A 12,219-nucleotide genomic window follows, 5' to 3' on the forward strand; every position below is an offset into this window, starting at 1 on the left:
ACGGGGAGTAGGTAAGAAACGAGCTAATTTTCAGACACCTTCCCCGGGTACCCGGGGAAGGTGTCTGAAAATACATCCCAATAGAGAGGATACCCTATTAATTTACACAAACTTATTGACAGTACCTTTCTTTTAAACATATCTCATTTCATTGTTAATAGAATAAGTTATTCTTCTTTAAAAAAAGAAAACCGTTTGAATGGAGTAATCTCTCCTTCAAACGGTTTTGTAAAGTTGCCCCGTGATTATTAAAACATTGCTGTAGAATGTTTTGGCTGAATTCTTGCCTTTGGATCGATGTAATTTTTAGCGTTGTTGATAGCTGTAGGTCCTTCACCGAATCCGGTTGCGATAAGATTTACCTTCCCATCATAGGTACAGATATCTCCAGCTGCATAAATCCCAGGAATGTTTGTCTCCATTTTCGAATTAACAACAATACTATTTTTTTCGATTTCTAATCCCCAGTTTTTGATTGGTCCGAGGCTGGAGATGAAGCCATAATTACAAATAATATCGTCTACTTCTAATTCGAGTAATTCTTCCTCTTTCATTTTCTGTAAAATAAGCTTTTCTATTTTTTCATTTGCAACAATTGCTGCAGGTGCAAATGGTGTGAGTTTTTCGACAGTAGATGCTTCTAATTGCTCTACACTATGTTCATGGGCACGGAATTGGTCGCGGCGGTGAATTAATGTTACTTTTGCAGCGATTTTTTCTAGCATTAATGCCCAGTCTACTGCAGAATCTCCGCCTCCTAAAATAGCAACATGTTTATCTTTGTATTTATCCATATCCTTCACATAATAATGCAAATTTTTACCTTCATAGGCTTCACTGTCACCTACGTTTAATCTTCTAGGTTGAAACGCACCGTTGCCGGCAGTGATAATAATTGTTTTTGTTAGATGGATTTCTCCGGTGCTTGACGTAAGACGGAATGTATCATCCTCTAAACGTTCTAAGCTCTCAATGGCTTGCCCAAGTACAATTTCAGGATCAAATAATTTTGCCTGTTCTTCCAATTGATCTACAAGCTCCTGGGCACGAACTTTTGGAAATCCTGCTACATCATATATATATTTCTCAGGGTAGAGAGCCGTTAATTGTCCTCCAATATGAGGAAGGCTTTCAATTATTTTAACACTAGCTTGACGCATACCTCCATAAAAGGCAGTGAATAAGCCAGTAGGTCCCGCTCCAATGATGGTTACATCAAAAACTTTCTCCATAGAATACCTCTTTTCTTTCTAGACGTTTACCAAACCTATGGTATCATAAACTCGTTTTAGTTTGTATTAAATCGTTTCAAATCAAGGCGAAAAAATGAAAGGTTGCGCAGCATCTGCTGTTATTTACCGATCAGAAAGAATATGATTTTTACAAGCCTAGGTGCATTTCTCTGTTTTAATATTCATAAGTATAGACGAAAAAGAGATAATTAAAGCTTGCTATTTTTTATTAAAGCATTTAAGATAAGTTAGTGATTATTACAGTTAGATTACAAAATGAAGTTATTTATATGACAAACGCATTTTGTATCTCACTTTTCGCAAATAGAAAAGCGCAACTTTTTCTATATGCAGACGTGCAACGAAGGCATTCAACCAAAGGTTCGGCGAATGTCAGGTGTTTTAATAGATTATAATAATTAATAGGAGTAGTGAAAACCATGAATAAACCGCATATCGTTATTCTGGGAGCGGGTTATGGAGGTATAATGACAGCAGTTAAGCTTCAGAAAAAGCTACGACAGCATGAAGCAAAGATTACGTTAGTCCATAAATATGACTATCATTTTCAAACAAGCTGTCTACATGAAAATGCTGCTGGTACTTTGCATCAGGATCGCTCAAAAATTAAAATCAAAGATATTATCAATCGTTCAAAAATAAATTTTATAATAGATGAAGTCGTTTCAATCAAAAGGGAAGAGAAAACAATTAAGCTTAAAAATAAGGAGCTGCATTATGATTTATTAGTCATTGGGCTCGGTTATGAACCTCATACAGAAGGAATTCCCGGGCTGAGGGAACATGCCTATTCTATTACAGATATTAATAGTGCCCGCTTTGTCCGAGAGCATATGGAATATAATTTTGCATGCTATGCCAATGACATTAAAAAAGATCAAAGCAGATTAAATATCGTAATTGGCGGCGGAGGCATTCTCGGCGTGGAATTTGCTGGTGAACTCATTAATCAAATTCCAGTAATGTGTAGGGAGTATGATATTGAAAAAATACAAGTAAACCTTTATATGTTAGAGGAGAATACTTCTTTATTGCCGGGGTTTGATGAGAATTTAGTTCATTATGCAGTCAGCTCCCTGCAATCTAGAGGAGTAGAGATCATCCATCAAGCAAAACTGAAAGAATGTCAAGAAGATAAGGTTATTTATGAAGTAGAGGGAAAGGAACAGACGATTCCATCGCATACTTTTATCTGGACTGGAGGCGTACAAGCTAATCCAGTATTTGAAAAAGCTGGATTAAGCTTAAAAAATAAAAAGATAGAAGTAGATTCAAGTATGCTAGCTACAAAAGATGATTCTATCTTTGTAGTTGGTGATTGTGCATATTCCACAGATGAGAATGGAGAAGAAATTCTTCCCACTGCTAAAAAGGCAATAGAAGAGGCTACGGTTGTTGCGAAGAATATTTCTTCCCTGCTTCATAATAAAGAGCTTACTTCTTGTCAGCCGGTAAAGCAGGGAATGCTTGCAACGTTAGGAAGAGATGACGGGGTAGCCAGGATACAGAATCGCCGGGTATTTGGCTGGAAAGCTGCATTTGTGAAGCGGATTTCTGATAACCATTATTTATATCAATTGGGTGGATGGAATTTATTATTGAAAAAAGGAAACTTTCATCTCTTATAGAAGGGGCACCAAAATCAATGTTTGAAATGAGTAAATAGATATTATAGTAAGAGCTAGATAGCGTAGTGTTTTTCTGGGGTTGCGATTACTCACCCCATCATAACCCGTCGTAGCGGTCGCTATTTATCAAATTTAATTTGTCACTAGATTTTGGTGAAGAGCCTTATAAAATAATAAATAGGTTTGTCGAGATATCATGACAAAAAAGCAAAGATTGGAAGATGCCTCTTTGCTTTTTTGTTTTTTTAAGATAAAATGTCCCTTGTATGCATCCTTAGAAAGGACGGAGGGGAGAGAATGGTCCAACTTATTGTTTCTGTTATATTATATTTTGTTATCTTTTTTGGTATTGCATTTATTTTAAATATGTTATTAAGAAGAACGTGGCTGATGGCATGTTTATATCCAGTTATCATGATTTTTGTTATCGATAACATTTCTTTTTTCAGCTACTTTACGAATACAGGTGAGGCTTTTTCAGCACTTGGAGATCGTATTGTTGGTTTAACAGCAGCTGATATTATTATTTTATTATCTGGTTTTATTGGAACGATTGTATCCGGTTTTGTTATCCGCTTTTTAAGAAAAAGTGGTTATCAAATGTTTTAAAAATCACTGGAAAAAATCTGTTACATATGATCTTTTGCATGAATAACTTTTTAAAGAGGAGATATATTCAAATGATATAGAAATATAAAAAGCCAATGCTTCTTTCTTATAGCATTGGCTTTTTATACTTAGCCTCTCCTCAATATGAAAAGAGGGGTGCAAGTGAAAAAGCGATAATTATTCCTGTGATAGCACCGAAAAATACTTCGATTGGCTGGTGCCCAAGTAATTCTTTTAATTCTTGGATTTTCTCGTTCTCTTTCTTTTTGCTCCAGCCTTTTGCGCTGGAGGTGATTAACTGAAAATCACGGACAAGCTGGTTAATAACAATTGCTTGTTCACCAGCTTGTCTACGAACACCTGAGGCATCAAACATCGTGATAACGCTAAATATACATGCGAGCGCAAATACACTGGTTGATACACCCTCTGCGATGCCAATAGCCGTTGCTAAGGAGGCTACTGCTGCAGAGTGGCTGCTCGGCATTCCTCCGGTACTGAAGGCTAGTCCGGGTTGGAATTCCTTGGTGAAAATCCATTTAATAGGTATCTTAATAACTTGTGCAAATACAATAGCAATTAGTGCGGCCCATAATGGGAAATTCGTTAATAATGTCATGGATGAGGGTGCTTCCTTCCTGAGTAACGCTTCAATTTTCTGTCATTTTACCATAGGCTGTTTCATAATAAAAGAAAGTGTCAAACTACTCGAGAGACGATAAGGAATTATTTAATAATCGTATCTAATGCAATTTCCATCATCTCATGGAATGTTGTTTGGCGTTCTTCGGCAGTTGTTTCTTCTCCGGTAATGATATGATCAGAAACAGTAAGAACAGATAAAGCCTGCCGACCATATTTGGCAGCTAAGGTGTAAAGTGCAGTAGACTCCATTTCAATGGCAAGCACTTGGTATTTAGCAAGCAGTTCATTGACTTCTTTTGCGTTATCCCGATAGAAGGTATCACTTGTAAACACATTTCCTACACGTAATTGAAGCCCTTTTTCTGTACCTGCTTCATAGGCATTTTTTAATAATTCGAAATCAGAAATCGGCGCATAATCAATACCTTGAAAGATAAGTTGATTTATTTGTGAATCTGTTGTAGCTGCTTGTGCTAAGATAACATCGCGGACTTTCACATCTTTTTGGATTGCGCCGCATGTACCGACACGGATGAGTTTTTTCACATCATAACTTTGAATAAGCTCGTTCACATAAATGGAGATGGAAGGTACTCCCATACCCGTCCCTTGTACGGAAACGCGTTCTCCTTTATAGGTTCCGGTATAACCATACATGCCTCTTACTTCATTATAGAGTTTTGCATCTTCTAAATAATTTTCAGCGATATACTTTGCTCGCAATGGATCCCCCGGCAATAGAATTTTATCTGCAATTTCACCTTGTTTTGCTCCAATATGTACACTCATTTCTATACCTCCTATAAAAAGAATATGTCTTAAGATAAAGGTATCACAAAGGTTTTTGAAAAACAAATGAATGCATTTTCAAAACTAAAAACGAGGAGTGTCATTGCAGGCTAAAATGCAGCGTGAAGTCTTTCGATTTTTGGCGTTCGGGATTCTGCTGCGGCTGTACTTTATCTGAATGAAATCAGGGTAAACCTGCATTTTTCCCTTTATTTTAAAAAAAAGTACATATGTATTTCATATTTCGGGATTTTTGTATATAATAAGACATAGGTTTATGTGAGATAAAACAATAAGTACATAAACGATATAGATTTACAAAATGAAAGGAAGTTATATAATGAAGTCACAAACTTTTACAATTACTGCAGAAACTGGAGTACACGCACGTCCAGCTACTTTGCTAGTAAACAAAGCCGGTCAATTTGATTCTGAAATTGAAGTTAGCTACAAAGGCAAAAACGTTAACCTTAAATCAATTATGGGTGTTATGTCTTTAGGAATTCCTAAAGGTGCTGAAATTGAAGTAAGCGCAGACGGAAAAGATGAAGAGGATGCTCTTCAAGGCATTGCTGACGTAATTAAAGAACATCTAGGTGAATAAATACAACGTAAAAGCGCTCTGTCTATAGGGCGCTTTTATTAAATAGCTGAGAACACGTGTGACTTCAATCATGGTAGGGCCAGGAATATAATAAATTACATACATCGTCCGTTTGAGGAATTGTTTCAGAAGGGTGTGAGTTTTCATTATGATGCCGTTTCTTTATTTTCCAGAAGATAAAACAGAGTATATCCCCGCTGTGATCACGTTAGTTATTTTTATTGCACTGGCTGTATTTTTTATGCGCTGGATTATGAAAAAGTCTAAAAGAGATCAAGAACATTTTGAACAAGAATATCAAGGTGCTTTAAACCATGCAAAGAAAAAGAATGCGCATACAGATTCCTCCTCCAATCAATAGATTTGAGGGGGTTTTTGATTAAAAATTTCTCCTTTGCCCAAACTAAAGAAAAAAGCAAAGGAGTTTATCGATGCGAATACGGATTATAACGGTAATGGTATTTACTTTGGTAATGTTATTTCTTATATCGGGATGTCTACTGCCACATGAAAACTCAGAGATGGTTGAGATGTATAATGCAGATGGAGATCGTGTAGGAACGGCCAGGTTAAATGAAACGGATGGAGGAGTCGCGGTAACTCTTGAGGTAGAAGGTTTAAATCCTGGGTTTCACGCGATACATGTTCATGAATATGGAAAGTGTGAAGGACCAGATTTTTCTTCTAGCGGCAATCATTTTAATCCAGACGGCAAAGAACATGGTTTATTGCGGACGGATGGGCCTCATCTCGGAGATCTTCCTAATATTGAAGCAGATGCAGAAGGAAATGTGAATGAAGAATTGGTAATTGCGGAGGCAACCTTGAAGCGTGGTAAAAACAGTTTAATTACAAATGACGGTACTTCCTTGATTATACATGATGGGGTAGATGACGGGATAAGTCAACCAGCTGGGGAATCAGGAGATCGGATAATTTGTGGAATTATTAAACAAGATAAGCAAAGCGGAGAGAAAGAAAATGCGCCGACTGATCCGACCGAAAATAATGATGAGCAGGATAGCGAAGGAAATGGGTAAAATAAAAGGCATGTCCTGAAGTCAGGAGCAATAAATAACAGCGAAACTGCATTCCGCCAGATTATTTGGAATGCAGTTTCTTTGTATTTAGACCAATGCAGCGGTGTCCTGTACTTATTTAGACGCTCTCCAAGCTTCTACTGCATGAATAATTCGTTTGATACCTTCTTCTAGAGTGGCTTGAGGACAAGCGACATTAATACGCATAAATGCATCGCCTTCCGTTCCATAATCTTGACCAGCATTTAAACCGACGCGGCCTTTATCAATCATGAATCGATTTAATTCTTTTTTATCCATGTTTAGTGCAGAACAATCCACCCATACAAGATAAGTTCCTTCTGATTTTGTCACTTTTAGTTCTGGTGCATGTGCTGCAAACATTTCTTTGATATATTCTGTATGACTTTCAATGATTTCTAGTAAGCCTTCCAGCCAAGCTTCTCCATGGCGATAAGCTGCTTCCATCGCTGTAACAGCCATACCGTTTAATGAATTATTAAAGCCTTGTCGAAGAAAGGCGTTATCTAATTTTCTTCGGTTTTCTTGATTAGGTGTAACCGCGTAAGACGCTTGTAGACCAGCCAAATTAAAAGTCTTAGATGGTGCCATACAAGTAATTGTTTTATCAGCGATTTCTGTAGATAAGCTGGCAATTGGCAGATGTTTATGCCCTTGGAAAACCAAATCAGCGTGGATTTCGTCAGAGAAAATCATTGCATCATATTGTAAGCAAAGCTGTGCCATTTTCCGTAGTTCTTTTTCCGTCCAGACACGACCTACCGGATTATGTGGAGAACATAAAATAAATGCCTTTACACCGCTTGCCAATTTACTTTCCATATCATCAAAGTCAATCGTATAATACCCGTCATTATTGACTAATGGGTTTTTAACAATTTCACGGTCGAGTACGTTAATAATGTTATAAAATGGTGTATATACAGGTGTCTGAATCATTATCTTATCACCTGGTTCAGTAAATGCTTGTAATGCCATATGTAAAGTATTAATTACGCCAGGGCTATAGCTGAGCCAATCTGCTTGAATGTCCCATCCATGACGATTTTTCACCCAGTCTGTAATAGCGGATGTTACATCTTCATCAATCACTGTATACCCATAAATTCCATGCTCTGCACGTTTGATAAGCGCTTGGTTTACTGCGTCTGGGGCTTTAAAATCCATATCAGCTACCCACATTGGTATAACGTCTTCTGATTGGAATTTCTTTTGTAAGGTATCCCATTTCATGGATTTTGTTTGCTTGCGGTCATATACTTCTTCAAAGTTACTCATTATTTTTTGCCTCCCTACATTTATTTCATTATTCTATTATAGCAAAGATGCTTTAAAAAAGGAGGGAACTTGTCGAATTCATTTCTTTAATATTTCTATTGTTTCTTATCACTGCTTTGTGCAATGGTTATACTATTTTTTTGGCTGTAATCGCAACTCCAGAAAAACACTACGCTTTCCGTGAGCCCCGAGCTCATCTCCTCGGTAAAAAAAAGATCGCTTTTCCCCTGTGGGATCTTCCCACTGGGACTGCAATTACCAATGTTGTCAGGTTAATGCAACCGCTACGGAAAAACACTACGCTTTCCGCGGGCTTGAGCTCAGCCTCCTCGAAAAAGAAAACCACTTTTTCTGCGGGGTCTTCACACTGCGCTTTCCCGCAGGAGTCTCCGTGTTTTTCCTCCGCTAGCTAGTTTCGTTCTATTCGTATTGAGTTTAATATTTAATGATTTTTATTAACCTGACAACATTGCTGCGGTTACTCGTCCCACCGAAAACCGTCGCTATCTAGTTCTTATTATCTTATTTATTTACTCATTTCAGCCATTGATTTTGGCGTTGACCCAAAATAGTACTAGTAAGCAAAAAAAAGCAAAGCGTCATACGCTCTGCTTACAGGGGGAATACGAGAAAGCCTTACAATTATAGTAATACCCTTTGTGTAGAAGAATAAACCACAAATATTAAAAAATGTATTTTATTTTTGAATAATAGGAAGCATCAGGAGAAATTATTAAATAAATACAAAACATGTTGCTTTTCGGGCTGGCATTTGTAAAGCTAGATTTACAAGATAAAAAAACTTCATTTCAAGAAGAATAGGATTCCGTTGAAATGAAGTTTTATTCATGTGTTTTTTACTATAATCTTTTCTCTAGTTTTTCTTTTTCGTCCTCGAATCCAGGTTTGCCTAGTAGTGCAAACATGTTTTTCTTGTATGCTTCTACACCTGGCTGGTCAAATGGATTAACACCAAGCAGATAGCCGCTGACAGCACAAGCTTTTTCGAAGAAGTACACTAGATAGCCAAAAGTATAAGCATCTAGTTTAGGAACTTCGATGATTAAGTTCGGAACATCACCATCTGTATGAGCTAATAAAGTTCCTTGGAATGCTTTATCATTAATTTCATGAATACTTTTTCCGGCTAAGTAGTTTAATCCATCTAAATCATTTGCTTCTTCTTCCACCGTTAAATTCTTCTTAGGCTCGTTTACATGAAGAATGGTTTCAAAGATATTTCTTCTGCCTTCTTGAATGTATTGTCCAAGAGAATGCAAATCTGTTGAGAAGTTTGCTGATGATGGATAGATACCCTTTTGATTTTTTCCTTCACTCTCACCGAATAACTGTTTCCACCATTCAGAGAAGTATTGAAGTGCGGGTTCATAATTAATGAGTAATTCGGTTACTTTTCCTTTTTGATATAGAATGTTGCGTACCGTTGCATATTGATAAGCGGGGTTACTATTTACATCCGGAACAGACAGGTCGTCCATTGCAGCACGTGCACCATTCATAATTGCATCGATATCGATATTGCTTGCAGCGATCGGTAATAGACCCACGGCAGTTAATACAGAATAACGTCCACCGACATCATCAGGAATAACGAATGTTTCATAACCATTCTCATCCGCTGTTGTTTTTAAAGCGCCTTTTTTACGGTCTGTAGTAGCGTAAATACGTTGCTTAGCTTCTTCTTGACCATATTTCTCTTCTAAAAGCTTTTTAAAGATGCGGAAGGCAATTGCAGGCTCTGTTGTTGTACCGCTCTTAGAAATAACATTAATAGAGAAATCTTTGTCTTTTAGTACATCCATTAGCTCACTCATATAGGTAGAGCTTAAGTGATGGCCGACAAAAATAATTTGTGGTGCTTTTCTCTCTTCAGAGGAAAGAAGATTTTGGAAGGAGTGATTTAGCATTTCTAATGCTGCTTTTGCTCCGAGGTAAGAACCACCAATGCCAATTACAAGAAGAATATCAGAGTCATTTTTAATTTTTTCAGCACTTTTTTTAATACGTGCATATTCAGCGTGGTCATAATTTTTAGGCAAATCAATCCAACCTAAAAAGTCATTCCCTGCTCCGATTTTTTCATGAATCATCTGATGAGCACGTAAGACAAAAGGAGATAAGTTCTTAATTTCTTCTTTGTCAAAAAATGAAAGTGCTTTATCATATTTAAATGTTACATGTGTCATTTATAGTTCCCCCTTTAAATTGAACCTCATATATGATTCTACTTTAATCTAATAATGTGATGAAATCAAGGGTAACGACCTGAAGGCTACCCGTTTGAGACAGGAAAAAGCAGCTGGAAATCCCTAAGGAAAGGAGAATAATTTAGCTGGAATCCCTCTTTTTAGGATAGAAAATAAGAGAGATTCGAAAAGAAATTTGTTGTCAGAAAGAATCGTGTTTAGTCGATTTTTAACGACTGGACCTGCGCTCTATTTATTCTTGATGGTGCCAACATTTTTCTGGCATATAAAAAACACACGCACTTCAACGCGCGTGTGTTTCATTTCTCTTTGCTTATTTATTTTGTGTTTGGTCGATCCAGTCTTGTAATTTATCTTTAAGGATATTGAAACCAGTTGATTCATTGTTAGAAGCGTTGTATTTTACTGTGTTATCTTGCTTTGGAGCTTCTTTTGGAGCTTCTTCAGTAGCGCGGATGGATAAGGAAATTTTTCCTTTTGCTTCATCAATTTGAATAACTTTTACGTTAACAGCATCACCAACACTTAAATGCTCATTAATATCTTTTACATAGCCATGCATAATTTCAGAAATGTGAACTAACCCCTGTGTGTCTCCGTCAATTGCGACAAATGCGCCATAAGGTTGAATACCGGTTACTTTTCCTTCTAATACTTGGCCTACTTCTACGTTTATTGTCATATTAAACATCCCCCATATCTTTTTCTGTTCTGTTTTAAGTTAATCCAAAGCGGATGGAAAAAGAAAAGGCAGCTTTTTCTTGAAGCTTATCTTTGATCTTTCAGCTTTTCATATGAATTATCAAGCTGATAAACAAAATTAAAATCTTTTTCTACATCTTTTGAACACGTACTTTTTTCACAATATATAATTTTACCATAAAGTATAGGAAATATCCAATTTATCTATTTGACTCATAATTAGGATGAGCTCCTTACGCCTTCTGAACAAGATTTCTGAAGGAAATAGAAGAGGGGCCCCTATTTAAATGAAGTTTCTCTTTATCGGTTGGTAATCGTAATGATTGTATCTTTCTCTTTAAAGGTAAAAGATCGATTGGGATGAATCATATAATCCTTTTCACGGAGTACGCCGATGGGAAGATATCCCTTTTCCGACAAAAGGGAAAAAGATTCTGTGAAAGTTTTTCCAATGAGCTCGTTAGGCACCAGGTGGTGGCAGAATTTTTGTTGAATTAGCAGATGATGAATGTCTTCAAAGGGTGTGGCCTGCATTTTTGGATCCAATTCATGAAAAAATAGACTGCTCAAAAAATCATTTGATCGAAGGATCGTTGTTGCACCAGCGCGCGCTGCATTATCAATTTGCTTTTTTGATAGGATTTCAGAAATAATAGGTGCCTTCTGATTATTTCCTCGTATGGCAATGGTAGTCAGGATAACATGTGTATCTGATTCGTAATCTGACTTTTGACTGTCGGCAGCAATAAATACACAAGCTGCTTCTTTGACATTGGCCATATGTAAAATTGCATCCTCTGTCGCATTTCCTCTAATGTAATGGACTGGTAATTTGGTGTAGGAAAGATTGTTTAAAGTTCGATCAATGATAACAATTTTTTTATTCGAATAATGATTCATGATTAAATCAACAAGCTGGCGGGTCCGTTCATTATATCCGATAAATATATAATGGTTTTTTCCATGAAAAGCGATTTTTCCTTCTTGGAGTTTTTTTTCGCGTTTTATTGCAGTAGTGGATAAGGATGCAATGTAAAAAGCAATTAATCCGCCGCCAGATAAAATCAAGAAAGCTGTAAGTAATCGGCCTAGTATTGTAACGGGCACATGATCCCCGTATCCAACAGTAGATCCCGTAATAAGCGCCCACCAAATACCGTCTAAAATTGTAGGGAAACGCTCCGGTTCTATTAAAGCGATAAGATATCCGAAAATTGGCATCGTAATTAGTATAAGTAACAATAATTTAAGGATAATGGGAATGCGGTGATAAAGAAGTTTAAGAAAACGCTCATTCATTCGCAAAACCTCCAATCTGCTATCGTTAGTATGTGCAGATTGGATAAGATATTATTCGGGCAAAAAAGGGCTTACAGTACGTGCTCAATAGCTCAGTCTTAGACAGGCGCTGCATTCGATTTA

The 12,219-nt window shown here is 36.9% G+C and carries 12 protein-coding genes; 5 read left to right on the top strand and 7 right to left on the bottom strand.

The features are described from left to right. Positions 1-248 precede the first annotated feature (248 nt). Positions 249-1,232 (bottom strand): NAD(P)/FAD-dependent oxidoreductase, encoded by a 984-nt coding sequence (locus tag KI343_RS17385; RefSeq protein ID WP_212927688.1) that lies wholly within the window; start codon positions 1,230-1,232, stop codon positions 249-251. Between the two features lie 440 nt (positions 1,233-1,672). Between KI343_RS17385 and KI343_RS17390 the strand changes: the two genes are divergently transcribed. Both KI343_RS17390 and KI343_RS17395 read left to right on the top strand, forming a co-directional pair. Continuing rightward, on the top strand, positions 1,673-2,881 hold the full coding sequence (locus tag KI343_RS17390; RefSeq protein WP_212927689.1) for an NAD(P)/FAD-dependent oxidoreductase: 1,209 nt from the start codon (positions 1,673-1,675) through the stop codon (positions 2,879-2,881). 297 nt (positions 2,882-3,178) lie between these two features. Next, positions 3,179-3,490: a YuiB family protein gene (locus KI343_RS17395; RefSeq protein ID WP_212927690.1), complete on the top strand. Its 312-nt coding sequence runs from the start codon at positions 3,179-3,181 to the stop codon at positions 3,488-3,490. Positions 3,491-3,629: 139 nt separating this feature from the next. Here KI343_RS17395 and KI343_RS17400 read toward each other — a convergent pair whose 3' ends face one another. Continuing rightward, positions 3,630-4,109, bottom strand: coding sequence for a divergent PAP2 family protein (locus tag KI343_RS17400; RefSeq protein ID WP_212927691.1), 480 nt, complete (start codon positions 4,107-4,109; stop codon positions 3,630-3,632). 107 nt (positions 4,110-4,216) lie between these two features. Further along, positions 4,217-4,924 carry a purine-nucleoside phosphorylase gene (deoD, locus tag KI343_RS17405; RefSeq protein WP_212927692.1) on the bottom strand — a complete coding sequence of 236 codons (708 nt, stop codon included), beginning with the start codon at positions 4,922-4,924 and terminating at the stop codon, positions 4,217-4,219. A gap of 340 nt (positions 4,925-5,264) precedes the next feature. Between deoD and KI343_RS17410 the strand changes: the two genes are divergently transcribed. The 3 genes from KI343_RS17410 (at position 5,265) to KI343_RS17420 (ending at position 6,568) form a co-directional block, all read left to right on the top strand. Next, entirely contained in the window at positions 5,265-5,528 is a 264-nt protein-coding gene (locus KI343_RS17410; protein WP_212927693.1) for a phosphocarrier protein HPr, read from the top strand. A gap of 148 nt (positions 5,529-5,676) precedes the next feature. After that, on the top strand, positions 5,677-5,889 hold the full coding sequence (locus KI343_RS17415; RefSeq protein WP_212927694.1) for a hypothetical protein: 213 nt from the start codon (positions 5,677-5,679) through the stop codon (positions 5,887-5,889). A gap of 70 nt (positions 5,890-5,959) precedes the next feature. Next, entirely contained in the window at positions 5,960-6,568 is a 609-nt protein-coding gene (locus tag KI343_RS17420; RefSeq protein WP_244857078.1) for a superoxide dismutase family protein, read from the top strand. Positions 6,569-6,682: 114 nt separating this feature from the next. Here KI343_RS17420 and KI343_RS17425 read toward each other — a convergent pair whose 3' ends face one another. The 4 genes from KI343_RS17425 to KI343_RS17440 form a co-directional block, all read right to left on the bottom strand. Next, entirely contained in the window at positions 6,683-7,867 is a 1,185-nt protein-coding gene (locus KI343_RS17425) for a MalY/PatB family protein (protein WP_212927695.1), read from the bottom strand. 860 nt (positions 7,868-8,727) lie between these two features. After that, positions 8,728-10,074, bottom strand: coding sequence for a glucose-6-phosphate isomerase (locus tag KI343_RS17430; protein WP_212927696.1), 1,347 nt, complete (start codon positions 10,072-10,074; stop codon positions 8,728-8,730). A gap of 334 nt (positions 10,075-10,408) precedes the next feature. Further along, positions 10,409-10,777 carry a S1 domain-containing post-transcriptional regulator GSP13 gene (yugI, locus tag KI343_RS17435; protein WP_212927697.1) on the bottom strand — a complete coding sequence of 123 codons (369 nt, stop codon included), beginning with the start codon at positions 10,775-10,777 and terminating at the stop codon, positions 10,409-10,411. Between the two features lie 320 nt (positions 10,778-11,097). After that, positions 11,098-12,096, bottom strand: coding sequence for a potassium channel family protein (locus KI343_RS17440; protein ID WP_212927698.1), 999 nt, complete (start codon positions 12,094-12,096; stop codon positions 11,098-11,100). Positions 12,097-12,219 lie beyond the last annotated feature (123 nt).

The organism is Oceanobacillus sp. J11TS1 (genome assembly GCF_018333215.1).
GTDB lineage: Bacteria > Bacillota > Bacilli > Bacillales > Amphibacillaceae > Oceanobacillus.